Annotated in this window: 16 protein-coding genes; 12 read left to right on the forward strand and 4 right to left on the reverse strand. The window is 51.0% G+C overall.

The genetic code is table 11. The features are described from left to right. Positions 1 to 3: 3 nt before the first annotated feature. Entirely contained in the window at positions 4 to 552 is a 549-nt protein-coding gene (locus AC3QL0_RS03795; RefSeq protein ID WP_493010151.1) for an ATP-dependent zinc protease family protein, read from the reverse strand. Positions 553 to 736: 184 nt separating this feature from the next. Between AC3QL0_RS03795 and AC3QL0_RS03800 the strand changes: the two genes are divergently transcribed. After that, positions 737 to 1,792 carry an NAD(P)H-dependent flavin oxidoreductase gene (locus tag AC3QL0_RS03800; protein WP_493010152.1) on the forward strand — a complete coding sequence of 352 codons (1,056 nt, stop codon included), beginning with the start codon at positions 737 to 739 and terminating at the stop codon, positions 1,790 to 1,792. Here the strand turns inward: AC3QL0_RS03800 and AC3QL0_RS03805 are convergent. Next, positions 1,789 to 2,820, reverse strand: a complete 1,032-nt coding sequence (locus tag AC3QL0_RS03805) for a LacI family DNA-binding transcriptional regulator (protein WP_493010153.1) — start codon at positions 2,818 to 2,820, stop codon at positions 1,789 to 1,791. The genes AC3QL0_RS03800 and AC3QL0_RS03805 overlap by 4 nt on opposite strands. A gap of 184 nt (positions 2,821 to 3,004) precedes the next feature. Between AC3QL0_RS03805 and AC3QL0_RS03810 the strand changes: the two genes are divergently transcribed. The 5 genes from AC3QL0_RS03810 to AC3QL0_RS03830 are packed head-to-tail and all read left to right on the forward strand — an operon-like array spanning position 3,005 to position 8,713. Continuing rightward, positions 3,005 to 4,216 (forward strand): ABC transporter substrate-binding protein, encoded by a 1,212-nt coding sequence (locus AC3QL0_RS03810; RefSeq protein ID WP_493010154.1) that lies wholly within the window; start codon positions 3,005 to 3,007, stop codon positions 4,214 to 4,216. A gap of 57 nt (positions 4,217 to 4,273) precedes the next feature. Beyond that, positions 4,274 to 5,146 (forward strand): branched-chain amino acid ABC transporter permease, encoded by an 873-nt coding sequence (locus AC3QL0_RS03815; RefSeq protein ID WP_493010155.1) that lies wholly within the window; start codon positions 4,274 to 4,276, stop codon positions 5,144 to 5,146. 21 nt (positions 5,147 to 5,167) lie between these two features. After that, positions 5,168 to 6,949, forward strand: coding sequence for a branched-chain amino acid ABC transporter ATP-binding protein/permease (locus tag AC3QL0_RS03820; protein ID WP_493010156.1), 1,782 nt, complete (start codon positions 5,168 to 5,170; stop codon positions 6,947 to 6,949). Beyond that, positions 6,933 to 7,634 (forward strand): ABC transporter ATP-binding protein, encoded by a 702-nt coding sequence (locus tag AC3QL0_RS03825; protein WP_430222179.1) that lies wholly within the window; start codon positions 6,933 to 6,935, stop codon positions 7,632 to 7,634. The genes AC3QL0_RS03820 and AC3QL0_RS03825 overlap by 17 nt, the downstream gene beginning before the upstream one ends. A gap of 17 nt (positions 7,635 to 7,651) precedes the next feature. Beyond that, positions 7,652 to 8,713 (forward strand): alcohol dehydrogenase, encoded by a 1,062-nt coding sequence (locus AC3QL0_RS03830; protein WP_493010157.1) that lies wholly within the window; start codon positions 7,652 to 7,654, stop codon positions 8,711 to 8,713. A gap of 33 nt (positions 8,714 to 8,746) precedes the next feature. On the opposite strand, the gene AC3QL0_RS03835 is transcribed toward AC3QL0_RS03830, so the two are convergent. Continuing rightward, positions 8,747 to 9,466 carry a FadR/GntR family transcriptional regulator gene (locus tag AC3QL0_RS03835; RefSeq protein ID WP_493010158.1) on the reverse strand — a complete coding sequence of 240 codons (720 nt, stop codon included), beginning with the start codon at positions 9,464 to 9,466 and terminating at the stop codon, positions 8,747 to 8,749. A 197-nt stretch (positions 9,467 to 9,663) separates the two neighbouring features. On the opposite strand from AC3QL0_RS03835, the gene AC3QL0_RS03840 reads away from it, so the two are divergent. From AC3QL0_RS03840 to AC3QL0_RS03860, 5 genes are all read left to right on the forward strand, one after another. Continuing rightward, positions 9,664 to 10,485 carry an SDR family NAD(P)-dependent oxidoreductase gene (locus AC3QL0_RS03840; protein WP_493010159.1) on the forward strand — a complete coding sequence of 274 codons (822 nt, stop codon included), beginning with the start codon at positions 9,664 to 9,666 and terminating at the stop codon, positions 10,483 to 10,485. A gap of 184 nt (positions 10,486 to 10,669) precedes the next feature. Continuing rightward, a complete protein-coding gene (locus AC3QL0_RS03845) occupies positions 10,670 to 11,653 on the forward strand; it encodes an NAD(P)H-quinone oxidoreductase (protein WP_493010936.1) in 984 nt (327 codons plus the stop codon). A gap of 3 nt (positions 11,654 to 11,656) precedes the next feature. Beyond that, positions 11,657 to 12,421, forward strand: a complete 765-nt coding sequence (locus tag AC3QL0_RS03850; RefSeq protein ID WP_135864045.1) for an SDR family oxidoreductase — start codon at positions 11,657 to 11,659, stop codon at positions 12,419 to 12,421. A 13-nt stretch (positions 12,422 to 12,434) separates the two neighbouring features. After that, the gene (locus AC3QL0_RS03855; RefSeq protein WP_493010160.1) at positions 12,435 to 13,238 is read left to right on the forward strand and encodes a shikimate dehydrogenase family protein; all 804 of its coding nucleotides are present in this window, start codon (positions 12,435 to 12,437) and stop codon (positions 13,236 to 13,238) included. Next, a complete protein-coding gene (locus tag AC3QL0_RS03860; RefSeq protein WP_493010161.1) occupies positions 13,231 to 14,838 on the forward strand; it encodes a GMC family oxidoreductase in 1,608 nt (535 codons plus the stop codon). Before AC3QL0_RS03855 ends, AC3QL0_RS03860 begins: the two co-directional genes overlap by 8 nt. 476 nt (positions 14,839 to 15,314) lie before the next feature. Here the strand turns inward: AC3QL0_RS03860 and AC3QL0_RS03865 are convergent, their stop codons facing one another. Next, positions 15,315 to 15,683 (reverse strand): winged helix-turn-helix transcriptional regulator, encoded by a 369-nt coding sequence (locus AC3QL0_RS03865; RefSeq protein ID WP_493010162.1) that lies wholly within the window; start codon positions 15,681 to 15,683, stop codon positions 15,315 to 15,317. A 153-nt stretch (positions 15,684 to 15,836) separates the two neighbouring features. Between AC3QL0_RS03865 and AC3QL0_RS03870 the strand changes: the two genes are divergently transcribed. After that, complete coding sequence (locus tag AC3QL0_RS03870; RefSeq protein ID WP_493010163.1) at positions 15,837 to 16,448, forward strand: NAD(P)-dependent oxidoreductase; 612 nt, start codon at positions 15,837 to 15,839, stop codon at positions 16,446 to 16,448. Positions 16,449 to 16,456 lie beyond the last annotated feature (8 nt).

Below are 16,456 nucleotides of genomic sequence, written 5' to 3' on the forward strand. Positions count from 1 at the left end.
AAATTAGGAAGCACTGGGGCAACGAGGCTCGTGCATAAAGCGCTTGCCTGAGTCGATGAGGATGGCGCCGCGCATATGGTTGCGGCCTACTAGTAGTTGGTAGGTCAGTTCAGACCTATCGACCAGAGACACATCTTCTAGGCGCTCGTGAGAGCCAATGCATAGGGGCAACTGTATGACTGGGCGGTTTTGGTGATTGCCGTCGTGTCGGACTATGCGTACATTGCGTTTTACGGGATATTCCAGCGCAATACGTTTTTCTTTGTCTTTAGGGTCTACAACGTCAAAGCGTACCCAGTCTTTGCCATCGCGTTCGAATCTTTCTATATCCAAAGCGTTGAGTGACGATGTGGTTGCGCCAGAGTCAAGGCGGGCGTCGAAAACGAGGTCGGTACCTGCGATTTGTACTTTCTCTACGTAGCCTGCAATTTCTAGTGCTTGAGTAGAGGTGGCAGAACTGGTCGTAGAAAATAGACCTGTAACCAGAGCACATACAGAAAGCAGTTGTTTCAAAGTACGTGGCGTGGTTCGTGTACGTGTTGTATGAGTCAACACTACCTCCTGATTTTTTTCAGCAAGTGGTTGATTTTACCAGATGAATTTCTGTAAAACAGACTGCACATCGTCAAATATTGATACGTTTTGTTTCTCTGATTGGGGTGATCACTACTGTTTGTTTCGCTCAGTAGTATGATGAATAGCTTAAGGGCATGATTATATAAAGGGGAACACAACCATGAATCAGCTAGACTTGATCGGCAAATTGGGGTTGCAGACCCCTATTATTCAAGCGCCGATGGCCGGAGTGGCTACACCGGAATTGGCTGCTGCTGTCAGCAATGCGGGTGGTTTGGGTTCTCTGGGCTTGGGGGCCAGCTCTATGGAGCAAGCGCGGGACATGATTAGTGCCACGCGAGCACTGACCGACAAGCCCTTTAACGTTAATGTGTTCTGCCACAAGTCGGCACAATTCGACACAGCACGCGAAGAAGCGTGGATACGTTACTTTACTCCGCACTTTGTGCGCTTTGGCGCTACGCCTCCTACGGCGTTATCCGAGGTCTATACGTCCTTCTTAGACGATCAATCCATGCAGTTCTTGATGCTGGCTCAACAGCCTGCAGTGTTGAGTTTCCATTTTGGTATTCCCGATAATGCGTTTCTTACTGCGGTAAAAGCAGCAGGCATTATTACCATGGCATCAGCCACCAGTTTGCGTGAAGCCAAGGTGCTGGAACAAGCGGGTATTGATGTGATTGTTGCTCAAGGTATAGAGGCGGGTGGGCATCGAGGCATTATGGATCCTGATGGTCCAGACGAATGTCTGAGTACGGCGGTACTGACCCGTTTACTGGTTAAAAAATGCCATACCCCTATTGTGGCGGCAGGTGGCATTATGGATGGCCAAGGCGCACGCGCCATGCTGGACTTGGGGGCCGTAGCAGCACAGATGGGTACGGCTTTTATTCTGTGTCCCGAGTCTTCAGCGAATACCAGTTACCGCGAAAACTTACGCAGTGATCGTGCTGCGACAACACGGCTCACACCGGTGATGTCCGGTCGCCCTGCGCGTGGCATGTTGAATGAATTAATTCAATGGGGGGATGCTGAAGACGCGCCAGCCGTGCCGTCGTACCCCTTAACCTATGATTTGGCAAAACAGCTGAATGCAGCTGCCGTAGCAAAAGGCAATTATGAGTTTGCCGCGCAATGGGCAGGGCAGGGAGCACCGCTGGCACGTGAAATGCCAGCGGCCCAATTGCTGCGTACACTTGCCAAAGAAATGGCTTAAACCCGTCCTAAGCTTTCGCCTGGAATAATCACGGTTTTGATGGGACGTTCTGTTGGCGGGGTGTGTCCCGCCAATAGCTCAAGCATCAACAAGGCAGCTCGTGAACCAATTTCATCCGCAGGGATGCGTATGGTAGTGAGCTTAGGGTGCACCATCGTTGCCTCTTCCATACCGTCAAAACCAACAATAGACAGGTCTTCGGGTACGCGAATGCCTAGCATTTGGCACTCGTACAGTGCGCCTATGGCTTGCAAGTCGGTACCGCAGAACAGCACAGTGGGCCGGTCATCTAAAGCCCATAATTCGCGTAAACCTTGACGCCCACCCTTGTACGAAAAGGGTTGTATGGTCATCCATTTTTCTGGCACTTCTATGCCCGCGTGTGCGGCGGCTGTCAAAATGCCATTACGACGTCCACGAGATCGTTCGTTATTTTCTATGGGACCACCACAGATAGCGATGCGTGTGTGGCCGTGTTTGAGCACATGTTGCGCCAACTCATAGGAAGCGTCGAAGTTGGATATGCCCACGCAGTAAGGGTAGTGGCTATCGTCCACCGACCACGTCAGCACATAGGGCATATTTAACTGCGATAGGATAGAGAACACTTCTTCGCTGTGATCTGTCCCCACCATGATGATGCCGTCCACACCGCGTTCCAAGGTGGCACGCACAATGGGTAGCTCGTCTTGGGTGTGATATTCGTGGCTAGCAATCAGCAGTTGGTAACCTCTATCCCATAAAGCTTGCTGCATAGAATGGGTAGATTGCGCAAAGATGGGGTTATTCAGCGTAGGGTAGATCGCGGCAATGGTATGCGTGCGTCTAGAGGCTAAGGCGCGGGCGGAGCCATCACGTATATAACCTAGCTGGGAAACGGCTTGGTTTACTTTTTCTAAAGTGGTGGGTTTGACTTGCTCAGGTACAGAAAGAGCACGCGAAGCACTACCCAGAGAGACGCCTGCCAGCTTGGCTACGTCAGCCAGGGTAGGCTTTTTAGTACGGGAAAGTCTGTAGTTCTTATTCATTGACAAGGATTTTAGTGGTTGTAATAATGAGCAGCAAATGAATTGAAACGCTTCAAATTATAAATGAGCTAGTATCCATCTTAACTGCTCTTTTTTTATAGACATCATTTGAAGCGCTTCAAATAAGGAAACTAGTGATTTGTTTGGCGTAACGCCACAAGTTAGTGTTGATAAAGGAGACAGTATGCGTTTCAAGAAAGTAACTTCCTTGCTGGCAGGAACCGCCGCGGTGCTGGCTATGTCCTCTGCTGCAATGGCTGCAGAAGAAATTCGCATGGGTGCTTTGTATCCCTTCAGCGGAGCATTGGCTCAGCTAGGTGATGAAAGCTATAGAGGCCTGGAATTGGCCGTAAATGAACGCAATGCACAAGGCGGCGTGCTGGGCAAACAAATCAAATTGGTGAAAGCCGACGCCGTGGATGCAAACCAAGCCGTGGGTGAAGCCCGTCGTTTGACGTCTGTAGAAAACGTGGAAGGCGTTTTCGGTAGTTTCTCTTCTGCGTTGTCCTATGCTGCGACACAGGTAACAGAGCTGGCTGGCGTACCGTACTTTGAGTTGGGCGCGGTGTCTGACAGCGTGACCGATCGTGGTTACCAGAATATTTTCCGTAGTAACTCCACCGCTAGAGACTTTGCTTACGCGATGGTTGATGCTGTGCAAGATGTGATTGCTCCTGAACTGGGTGTAGACCCTAAAAGCCTGAAAGTTGCGATCATTCACGAAGACGGCTTGTACGGTAAAACACTGGGCGGCTTCCAACAAGAACGTGCTAAAGAGTTAGGCTTAGACGTAGTGGAAGTGCTGCCTTACTCGGCTAAAGCGGTGGACTTGTCTGCATTGATCCTGCGTTTGCGCGGTGCTCAAGCGGATGTGGTGCTGCAAACTTCGTACCAGAACGACACTATCTTGTTCTTCCGTCAGGCTAAATCTGCTGGCTACAAACCTAAAGCGGTATTGGGCGCAGGTGGTGGTTACTCATTGACTGACACTGCTAAAGCATTGGGCGACACCATCGAAGGTGCGTTTGATGTGGACTTCCCTCAGTACAACACTAACGAAGCAGGTGCTCCTGGTTTGGGCGCTTTCGTAGAGGCCTACAAACAGCAGTACAACAGCGAGCCACGTTCCGGCCACAGCCTGGCTAACTATGTGGGTGCGGTTGCTTTCTTCGACATTATCGAGCAAGCCGGTTCCATGGATGCAGACAAAATCCGTGAAGCAGTAATGGCATACAAAAAACCAGTAGGCTCTACTGCAACTGGTTGGGGATTTGACTTTGCTGAAAACGGCCAGAACACAGCAGCGACGACTACGCTGATGCAATGGCAAGATGGCAAATTGTTGACCGTGTGGCCAGAAGCCGCCGCCGTAGCAAAACCCATTGTTAATAAGTAATGCATGAAACGTCTGCCCGGCTCACAAAGCCGGGCATGACGATGGAAGGAAGCTGCAATGGATATTTTTCTGCAACTGGTGATCAACGGCCTGCTATTGGGCGGTGCATACGCGATTATCAGTATCGGCTTGACGCTGATCTTTGGTGTGATTCGGGTAGTGAACTTTGCCCACGGCGAGTTCTTGATGGTGGCTATGTATGCTGCCTATTTGTTCTCAACGCAATTGGGTTGGCACCCTTATGTGGCCGTAGTACCTATTGCGATCTTATTGTTTGGTCTGGGCGCGTTAATGCAGCGTGCCATTATTCAACCTCTGCTTAGTGCAGATGGGCACATTCAGATTTTTGCGACCGTGGGTGTATCCACGGCATTGATGAACCTGGCATTGCTGGTGTTTGGCGCTGACGTATTGGCGATTCAAACCGATATCGGTACAGGCACGATCTTCTTGGGTGCATTCAGTATTGGCATAGGCCCACTGATTACCTTGATTGTGGCGTTGTTATTGGTAGGGGGTATGCACTGGTTCCTGAAACATACCTACTTGGGTAGAGCGTTCAGAGCCGTAGCACAACACCAGTACGCGGCATCGTTAATGGGTGTGAACGTACCAGTAATTTACGTATTGGCGTTTGCCATTGGTTCAGCCTTTGTTGGGGTAGGGGGGGCGTTGTTGACTCCGCAATACCCTGTGTTCCCCACCATTGGTAGTTACTTTGTACTGACCGCCTTCGTGATCGTAGTGCTGGGTGGTATGGGTAGCTTGACCGGGGCGTTGTTCGGCTCGTTACTGATTGGTTTGGTAGACAGCTTGGCTGGCTACTACGTTGCGCCGGACCTTAAAGAAGTGGTGTATTTCGCCATCTTTATTTTGATTCTGGTCTTCCGTCCTACTGGCCTGTTTGGGCTGGGACGAGGTTCTGAGTAAACCGGGCAAGAGAGGTTTTACGTGTTTCCTGATATTCGACAACCACGGGTTTACGTCGGCTTGCTCTGCCTTGCGCTGCTGCTCGTCATCCCGCTAATTATTCAGTCCCCCTTTGTGTACCACTTGTTTGTGCTGATTTGCGTCTATGGCGCATTGGCGACAGCATGGAACATCGTTGGTGGCTACGCAGGCCAATTGTCGCTGGGTCATGCCGTGTTCTACGGTGTGGGTAGTTATACCGCGACTTTGTTGGTGATTAACTTCGGCATTACGCCATGGTTGGGTATGTTTGTGGGTGCAGGTATTTCGGCATTGGTAGCCGTGATGATTGCGTACCCAACCTTCAGACTGCGCGGGCCATTCTTTGCCTTGGCAACCATCGCTGTATTGGAAGTGTTTAAGCTGTTGACCGTGCACCAGTCTGACTGGACAGGTGGTGCAGCCGGTTTGAGCGTGCCACTGAACATCGGCCTTGAATGGATGATTTTCCGTCAAAAATGGGCGTACTTGTTGGTCGCGTTTGGCATGCTGGTAGTGGCCATTTGGGTGACTTGGTGGATTCGACACTCTCGCCTAGGCTTCTACTTAGTGGCTGTGCGTGAGCGTGAGTTCGCTGCACCTGCGGTAGGTATTAATACGGTGAACGTCAAACTGAGTGCAGCGGTGATTTCCGCCATGCTGACCAGTATTGTGGGTTCTTTCCACGCGATGTACCTGACCTTTATTGAGCCATCTGCTGCGTTCTCGCTAGAACTGTCTATCCAGATTGCGATGTTTGCCTTGATCGGTGGTTTAGGCAGTGTAGTGGGGCCATTGGCCGGTACGATTTTGGTAGTGCCTATTGCTGAGCTGGCTCGTGGCTGGTTAGGTAGTTTCGGCAGTGGTATGCACGGCTTCATTTATGGTGTGGTGCTGGTGGTTGTGGTGTTGACCATGCCGCGCGGTATTGTGGGCCAATTCGGTAATTGGGCGTTGAAGTTTATCGACCGCTTGCCTGGGCCACGTAGCAAAGCAGTACCCGCTGCAGCGATGCCTAAGAAAAACACCGCGCATAAAGGCGAGCCTATCCTAAAAGCTGAACACCTGAACAAACACTTCGGTGGGTTGCACGCGACCAATGACGTGTCGCTGACCTTGCATGAAGGTGAAATTCTGGGTGTGATCGGGCCTAACGGTGCAGGCAAAACTACGGTGTTTAACCAACTGTCCGGCTTCATTATTCCTGACAACGGTACCGTTAGCGTGCGTCTGGAAGATGGCACGTGGGTACAACCTCGCACACCGCAAGACTTTGCTAAAGCGGGCGTGGGTCGTACGTTCCAGATTGCTCAGCCATTCTCTGGTTTGAGCGTATTGGAAAACATCATGCTGGGTGCATTTATGCACACCACCGACAAACGTGAAGCGGAAGCGATTGCCAGACAAGTAGCAGAGCTGACCGAGCTGACTGCCAGCTTGGATTCCGAAGCACGCAGTTTGACTATTGGTGGCCTGAAACGACTGGAAGTAGCACGTGCTTTGGCAACTCGCCCACGTATTTTGCTGTTGGATGAAGTGATGGCAGGTTTGAACCCTACCGACGTGGAGCGAGCCATCAACATGGTGCGTCGTATCCGTGATTCTGGCGTATCGGTTCTATTTATTGAGCACTTGATGCAAGCAACGATGGCACTGTCTGATCGCGTAGTGGTGATTAATGTGGGACAAGTGCTGACTGGTGGTGCACCAGAAGAAGTGGTCAACGACACGCGAGTGATTGAAGCGTATCTAGGCAAGGAGTATCTACGTGCTCAAAATTCATGATTTATATGCAGGCTATGGCAAGAGTGAAGTCTTGCAAGGCGTATCGCTAGAGGTACCAGAAGGCAAAATTGTCACGCTGATTGGTGCGAACGGTGCAGGTAAAACGACGACACTCAAAGCCTTGTGCGGTCAGTTGAAATGCCGCGGCAGTATCTCGTTTCAGGGGCAAGAAACCAATGGTTTGGCCCCTCACGAGATAGTGGATCTAGGTATCACCATGATCCCTGAAGGCCGCCAACTGTTTCCTTTCTTGTCGGTGAAAGACAACCTGCTGATGGGGGCGTATCGCAAGAAAGCGCGCCCAGTAGTGGCCGAGCGCTTAGAAGAAGTGCTGGAACTGTTCCCTCGTGTACGTGAGCGTTTGGATCAGTTTGCTGGTTCGCTGTCTGGTGGTGAACAACAGATGGTGGCGATTGCGCGCGGCATGATGGCATGCCCTAAATTGCTGCTGTTTGATGAGCCATCTTTGGGCTTGTCACCGCTGTTGGTAGAGCAGATGTTTGATGTGGTGCGTCGTGTTACCGAGCAGGGCATTACGGTGCTGCTGGTGGAACAGAACGTTTTCCACACCTTGCGTTTGGCGGATTACGGTTACGTGCTGGAAAACGGCAGCATTGTGTTGTCAGGCACAGGGGAAGAGTTGTTGGGCAATCCCCATGTGCGTCGCGCCTATTTGGGGCATTGATAAAGCAGGAGCAGTTGATGAGAAGTATGCAAGTGTTGGAGTTTGGGCAACCACTAGTGCAAACCGAAAGCGCTGTGCCCGTACCCACAGGCAAAGAAATCTTGCTGCGAGTCAAAGCGGCCGGTGTGTGTCACACCGACCTGCACCTTTGGCACGGTGGTTATGACTTAGGTCATGGCAAACGCTTGTCCATGGCAGAGCGTGGTGTGAAGTTACCGCTGACAATGGGCCACGAAAACGTGGGCATGGTGATTGCGGTAGGTGACGATGTACGCAACGTGAAGGTAGGCGATGTGCGCTTAGTCTACCCATGGAACGGTTGTGGCCATTGCGAAGTATGTTTGGCAGGTCAAGAAAACTACTGTCTTACACCTTGCACCGTAGGGATTAACCGTCCTGGTGGTTATTCGGATCACTTGGTGGTGCCTGATGAGCGTTACTTGGTAGACCTTAAAGGGGTGAGTGCTATTAAAGCAGCACCCTTGGCATGTTCTGGTTTGACCTGCTATTCAGCATTGCGCAAATTCAATCAAGCGCGCTTGCAGCGTAATCACATGGTGATTATTGGTGCGGGTGGTTTGGGCTTGATGGCATTGGCCTTGTTGAAAGCTATGGGCGGCAAAGGCGCGGTAGTGGTTGAGCCTGATGCGGCCAGACGTCAAGCGGCATTAGAAGCTGGCGCGGTAGCTGTCGTAGACCCGAATGCGGAAGATGCTGCACAGCAAATCCAAAAAGCAGTGGGTGGGGCGGTGTACGATGTGCTGGACTTTGTGTCTAACCCGCAAACCACAGAGCTGGGCTTTAACGTGGTGACCAAAGGTGGCCACATGGTGCTGGTGGGCTTGTTTGGTGGTGCGGCTCCGTGGCCGTTGCCATTGATTGCCATGCGCGCTATTACCATTCAAGGCAGTTATGTAGGCTCGTTGGGTGAGCTGCAAGAGCTGGTGGAATTGGTAGCTAAAGAAAACCTGTCGTTAATCCCTGTGACTACATGTTCACTGGATGCGTTGGGTCAGGCCTTGCAAGATTTAGAGCAAGGCAAAATTCTAGGTCGTATGGTGATGACACCAGAGGCTTAAGAAAGCCTAAGGGGCTAAGGCGGCGTAGCTGTCTTAGCCCTTTTTCAAATACACGTGCAATCGCTGGGCAGCATTTTGTAAATGCGTTTCAGCTGCGGTAGCGGCGGCATCGGGGTCTTGTTCTTCAATCGCTTGCAAAATAGCCTGATGTTCCTGCTGTACCGTCTGGATCAGATTGTGGTGGTAGGTGGCGGTATGCTGTCGCGCTTGTCTAATGAAACGTCTGGCATGTTGCTCTAGGTATTCATTAAGCTGAATAAAGTGGGGGTTGTGTGTAGCATCCACGATGGCTTGGTGAAAGGCGTAATCTTCTTCGTCACCCGGTAGGTCGCTCAAGATGGCGTATTCCATCGCGATTAAGGCGCGTCGTATGCTTTTCAAGTCGTCAGGGGTACGGCGCATGGCGGCATAACGCGCGGCTGACCGTTCAAATACCTGAATCAACTCTAGCGTATGCGCTAGGCCTTCGGCATCGTGCAGTTCGGTATAAGGCAGTCTAAAACTTTGTCTGCTGCCCCGTTCGCTCACAAACACCCCTTTGCCTTTGTGCGACACCACAAGGCCCTCAGACTTCAATTGCGACAAGCCTTCGCGCACTACAGGGCGACTCACACCAAACTGCTCGCACAGTTGTTTTTCACTGGGTAGTTTGTCGCCAGGTACCAGTGCTTGGTTGTTGATCTGTTCGGCAATCCACGTGACCAGCGGAGCGCTGAGTGACGGGCTGGCATCAGGAGTAGGGGATGTGTCCATAGTCTGGCGGTAAAGGTGGATGATGCAACGTTATTGTACAAGTCTGTTTTGTTTGTCTGGGCGTAAGGCGATGTACAGGGTGCGAAAAGTCAGTAGCGATTGACAAGCGTTTTTAGCCAAGCATAGAATGCTTTATCCTGTCTGACAGGTTTTATATCCTATCAGTTAGGTTGGTTTGAATCAATGTGGATGAGAGTATGAGCAATCAAAATACAGTTGCGCAAACGGAGTCAGCTCCGTGGGCACGTTACGCTGACCTGAAAGACAAGGTAGTTGTGATTACCGGTGGAGCAAGCGGCATAGGCTTTTCTATGGCCCAAGCCTTTGCCTATAACGGTGCCAAATTGGCGTTGGTGGATATAGATGCTACTGCCTTGGCAAAAGCGCGCGATACGTTGTTGGGCGAGTATCCACAAATGGCGGTAGCGGTGTACACCTGCGCGGTGAATGATCAAGCTGGCGTACAAGAGGTATTTGCCCAAGTGCAAAACAGCTGGGGTCGCGTCGATGTATTACTGAATAACGCTGGCATTTCCATGAATACACCTACGCTGGAGTTGTCGGGCGACGATTGGCGTCGTGCAATGGACATCAACGTGAATGGTGTTTTTTATTGTGCTCAAGAAGCCGCACGCTGCATGGTTGCTCAAGGCAGTGGCGTGATCTTGAATATGTCTTCCATGTACGGCGTGGTGGCAGCACCGCAACGCGCGGCGTATTGTGCGAGCAAAGCAGCTGTGGCTATGTTGACCAAAGTATTGGCCAACGAGTGGGGTGAACACGGTTTGCGTGTGAATGCGATTGCCCCTGGCTATGTGCGTACAGCGTTGGTAGACGATCTGGTCGCGCGCGGCAGAATGGATCTAGATGCATTGACAGCACGCACGCCTTCCCGTCGTTTGGGTACACCGGAAGAAATTGCGGCGTTGGCTATTTTCATGGCATCAGAGCAAGCTGCTTTTATGAATGGTCATGTGGCTGTGGCAGATGGTGGTTGGTCAGCATACAGCTACATTTAATGAGCGGTGCTCACGTAACGTGCTGTGTGAAAGTTGCGTGAGTTTTGTACTATGTACGCTCAAAGCAGATCAGCGTATGATAAAGTTTGATTTTTTTGAAGCGCTTCATTTGTAGAGTTGAAGCTTTTGTTTTACCAAAAATATGAAGCGCTTCAAGTATGAGGAGACTGATGTGGACAAGAAAATGAAACGGGTAGAACACGGTGCTGGCGGCGATGTAGAGGTTCTGCATCTGGTGGATGCGGATATTCCTGTCGCAGGCGCAGGTGAAGTACTGATCAAAGTGGCTTACGCGGGTGTAAATCGCCCTGACGTATTACAGCGCAAAGGCTTATACCCACCACCAAAAGATGCATCGCCTTATTTGGGTTTGGAAGTATCGGGTGAAGTGGTTGCCGTGGGTGAGGGCGTGAGCCAATGGCAAGTGGGCGACAAAGTCTGCGCATTGGTGCCTGGCGCTGGTTATGCCGAATACTGTGTCACTGATGCGCGTCACTGTATGCCGGTGCCTGCTGGTCTGAGTATGTTGCAAGCTGCAGCGTTACCCGAAACCTATTTAACCGTGTGGACTAATGTATTTGAACGTGGCGCCTTGAAAGCGGGCGAAACCTTCTTAGTACATGGTGGTTCCAGCGGTATTGGTTTGACAGCAATCCAATTGGCTAAAGCATTTGGTGCGCGTGTATTCACCACAGTAGGTAATGCAGAAAAAGCCGAGGTGTGCCGTGCACAAGGTGCAGATATTGCGATCAATTATCGTGATGAAGATTTTAGCGAAGTTGTGCAACTGCAAACCGATGGTCAGGGTGTAGAGCTGATTTTAGACATGGTGGGTGGTGACTACATCACTAAAAACGTCGCGTCATTGGCCTTGGAAGGCCGCTTGGTACAGATCGCTTTCTTGCAAGGCAGCCGTGTAGACATGGATTTAATGCCCATCATGTTGAAGCGCTTGACAGTCACTGGCTCTACATTGCGTGCGCGCAGTAACGAACAGAAAGCCGCCTTGGTTAATAACTTAGTAAACGCAGTGTGGCCGTTGCTGGAAGCTGGGAAATGCTTGCCGGTCATTCATGCCGAGTACACGCTTAGCGAAGTACAAGCCGCACATCGCTTAATGGAAAGCAGCCAGCACATTGGCAAAATTATGATGAAAGTAGAGGAATAGACCATGCAGCATCAAGATAGAGTAGTAGTGGTCACAGGTGGTCTAGGTGGTATAGGCAGAGCCATTGCCGAGCGTTATGTGCAAGACGGCGCCAGTGTGGCGATTGTAGATATGGATGCAGCGCGTGGCGAAGCGTTGTGCGCTGAATGGAAAGCCGCTGGTCACAAGGTGGCTTTTGCTGCGGCAGACGTGGCGGATTACCAAGCCTGCGAGCGTGCTGCAGACCAACTGCAAAGCGTGTTGGGACCTATTGATACCTTGGTGAATAACGCTGGTATTTCCCCCAAGCATGATGGCCACCCTATGGCCTTCTACAAGATGGACCCGGCTGAATGGAATCGCGTGATGAACGTGAATCTGAACAGTGCGTTTAACTGGTCCAGAATTCTGACCCCCGGCATGGTAGAGCGCAAATTTGGTCGCATTGTGTCCATGTCGTCGGTAGCGGGTAAAGCCAATATTGTGGATATCGTTGCCGCACACTACAGCACGACCAAAGCGGCATTAATAGGTTTCACGCGTCACTTGGCAGGTGAGTTAGGCCCACACGGTATTACCGTGAATGCGTTGGCTCCTGGCCGTATTAATACCCCATTGCTGAAAACGGTTGTTAGCAGTGCGAACGAAGAAGTGGTGCAGGAAACGCCGTTGCGCCGTTTGGGAGAGCCCGTAGAAGTGGCGGATGCTTGCTTGTTTTTGACCTCGCCCAGCGCGGCGTTTATTACCGGGCAAGTGGTGGATGTGGCCGGTGGCTGGATGTTGACCTAAGGAGACCACGACTATGCTGATTACAGGAAATACTCGTTTATTCGCCATCTTGGCTGACCCTATTGCCCAAGTACGCACACCGGAGGTGTTGAATGCGTACTTTGCTGAGCACCATGTGGATGGCGTCTTGGTGCCTATGCATGTGCCGGCTGACAAATTAGCCATCACCCTAGATGCCATACGTGGCATGAAAAACATGGGTGGTTGCATCATTACCGTGCCACACAAAAACGCTGTGGCTGAGTTGTGTGACGTGTTGGGGCCTACAGCTAAAGCAACCGGTGCGGTGAATACCGTACGACGCTTGTCTGATGGGCGCTTGTACGGCGATATGTTTGATGGTGCTGGCTTTGTGAGCGGTTTGATTAGCCAAGGTCACGATCCCAAAGGCAAACGTGTGTTGCTGGTCGGTGCCGGTGGTGCATCGGGTGCTATAGCGTTTGCGCTGGTTCAAGCTGGTGTGGGCGAGTTGGTGATTACCAACCGCACCCTGAGTAAAGCCGAAGAAATCGCCACTCGCATCAAGAGCATCGTGGCAGACGCACCAGTGCGTGCTGGTGATAGCAATGCGCAAGGCTACGATATCGTGGTGAATGCCACCTCGCTGGGTATGCGCCCAGACGATGCCTTGCCGCTGGATGTGAATACCATTGCTAGTAGTACGTTGGTCGCAGAAATCATCATGAAACCTGCGTTGACCCCTCTGTTAGGCGCAGCGCAGCAAAAAGGGTGTACCGTGCACTTTGGCCGTCATATGTTGGATGAACAAGTGCGATTGATGGCAGAGTTTATGCTGGATACCGCCGATCATGTCTGATGCCAACCAAAGCTTCGATTATGTAGTGGTAGGGGGTGGTACAGCCGGATGTATTCTGGCTAACCGCCTGACAGCCAACGGACGCTATAGCGTGTTGCTGCTAGAAGCTGGCGGGCAAGGTAAAGGTTTTTGGATTCCTATACCTGCTGGGTTTAGCAAGCTGCTGACCAACCCTAAATTCAATTGGCGTTTTTCCACAGCCCCCGAAGAAAGCACGTTAAATCGAGTGATTGCCGTGCCTCGTGGTAAAGGCTTGGGTGGATCAACGCTGATTAACGGCATGATTTATGTGCGTGGCCAAGCACAAGATTACGATCATTGGGCAGAGCTAGGCGCCTCGGGTTGGGACTTCCAATCGGTAGAGCCTTACTTTCGCAAGTTGGAAACCTACGCACAAGGTGGCGAAGGGCGCGGTACCGATGGCCCTATGCATATTTGTGAAGTCACCGAGCGCCATACCTTATCCACAGCCTTGCTGGATGCGGCCCAACAGGCAGGCCAGCCGTTAAATGCCGACTACAACAGTGGTGACCAAGAAGGGTTTGGTTACTATCAAGTAGCGCAACATAAAGGGCGTAGATGGAGTGTAGTGGATGGTTATTTAGCCCCTGCCAAGCAGCGTCCGGGTTTAACCGTGCGTACCGATACGCATGTGCTGAATCTAGAAATAGACGAGCAAAAACGTTGTACCGGTGTGCGCTACGTACATAACGGACAGACAGTTAACGTGAAAGCCAAGGCGGAGGTCATTTTGGCCGCAGGTGCTGTACAGACTCCACAAATTCTTGAGCTGTCGGGTATTGGTAAGCCTGATGTATTGCAGAAGATTGGAGTGCCTGTACGCCATGCGTTGAAAGGGGTGGGCGAGAACTACATTGATCACTTCTGCACGCGTATGAATTGGCGCGTGAAAGGAACTGACTCACTGAACGAGCTAACACGCGGTATGTCGTTAGTGTCAGCGGTGGGCCAGTACTTTACACGTCGTACCGGGATTCTGACTCTGGGTACAGGCTTGGTGTTTGGCTTTGTAAAAAGCCGCCCTGAACTGACCGCCCCAGACGTGCAGTACTTCTTTATGCACGCCAGTTATGCCAATGCAGCGGAACGTAAGCTCGATAAGCTGCCGGGTATGACTTTAGGTGTGGCACAGTTGCGGCCTAAATCTCAAGGCAGTATTCATGCGCAATCGTCCGACCCCTATATGCAACCTGCTATCAAACCTAACTTCTTGGCCGTTCAAGAGGATCAAGACAGTTTGATTGGGGGGATGCAAGTCGCTAGAAACATCATGGGGCAACCGGCAATGAGTCGCTATGTGGAGCAGGAAATGGCTCCAGGTAGTGCGGTGCAAACTCATGATCAGTGGTTGAAATTTGCCCGTGAAAACGGCCAAACCATTTATCACCCTATTGGTACATGCCGTATGGGGACGGATGATAAAGCGGTCGTGGATCCAAGCCTGAAAGTACGTGGTCTGCAAGGGTTACGTATTGTGGATGCGTCAGTGATGCCTGCGATGGTCAGCGGAAATACGCAAGCGGCGGTGATGATGGTGGCTGAGAAAGGGGCGGATCTGATTTTGAAGGATGCAGGCTAACAGTTGTATTTGTTGTGTCACGATGAATGCCTCAGCAAGTGTTAGTGGTGCATGTTGAGGCATTCATCGCACATGCTGGGGGACTGCAGGAATACTTTTTGTGATTTGAGACACCAAATCAAAAAAGTTTCCTCTCCGTCCCCCAGTTGTTTTGAATGTGGTGATGTTTACAGCCCTTTCTTTTGAGTTGTTGGCGTGGCTTGATCCAATTGGGAAGCGGTTTTTTAGATCGTCTGCACAGAATAAGTAGGCATCTTCAGTCATTGGTAAAAATGCGGCTTTTATTTGTCACAGAAGTACGCATTAGCCCCAACGGGGGCCACACTAAAAACCGTGGTAAGCGATGAAGGGAAAACGGAGGAAAGTGTTTTTTTATTTGGTGTACAAATTAAAAAATACTTTTCGCAGTGCTAGCTACAGCAGTCGGTGGTGGGTATGTCGATGCTGCATTTTCACCCCTGCTTGAAACGGCATACTTACACCCCTACAGCCCGCTTTCTAGCCAGATAAATTGCTTCATGATTCTTGTCGGCCCACTGCACTAATTGCTGCATAGGCACCAAAAACGAACTCCCCAAATCCGTTAACGCGTACTCCACCCGTGGTGGTACTTCCGGGTACAGCGTGCGGCTGATGTAGCCGTCACTTTCTAAGCGTTTCAGTGTTCGCGATAGCACTTGGCGGGAAATATCGCCTATTTCTCGGTGCAGCTCGTTAAACCGTAATATGCGATCTTTTAGAGACTCCAAAATCAGCAGGCTCCATTGATCACCTATGCGATCCAGAACGTCACGGATAGGGCAGGGTTGTTCAAATTCTATGGGCTGTGTGCTTTTTTCAGACATGAGTAGATATCTTGCTCGCAGGATGGTCACGTTGGAGTGACTTAGGCACGTTTTGGTGACTTCTTGTTCCTAATTCGGGATGAGTGTAGCATTCCTATCATCATAGGTCTATTTTAGTGACCTAGTATTAATTACAGATTATAGGAGTTGCATATGGCACATATAGCACTAGTAGGCGCAACCGGTCAGGTGGGGTCGCGTATTCTTCAGGAACTGACGAATAGAGGTCACACCGTTACTGCTATCGCCCGTCATCCAGAAAACATTCCTAGTCTGCCTCATGTCACCGCGAAAGCGGGTGATGCTACTGATCTGGCTGTATTGACTCAGTTAATAAAGGGGCATGATGTGGTGATTAGTGCGATCAAGTTTATGGATAGTGATGCACAGACTCTGATTAATGCCGTGAAAGCGGCGGGTGTGAAACGCTATGTGGTGGTAGGTGGTGCAGGTAGTTTGGAAGTGGCACCAGGCACACGTTTGATTGATCTGCCTGATTTCCCCGAGGCCTATAGGTTGGAAGCCAGTAAAGGGGCTGAGTTCTTAGATACGTTGCGACAAGAAACCTCTTTGGATTGGACCTTTTTGTCACCATCAGCTGAGTTTGTTCCCGGTGCGCGTACGGGCAAATTCCGTTTAGGGGGCGATCAGTTATTATCCACAGAGCAAGGCAGCCGTATTTCCTTTGAGGACTATGCCATTGCATTAGTGGATGAAATTGAGCGCCCCGCACACTCGCGTCAGCGCTTCACCGTAGGCTATTAATAAGGAGC

The sequence above is a fragment of the Paenalcaligenes sp. GW821-LYS-B07-1 genome (assembly GCF_058803365.1).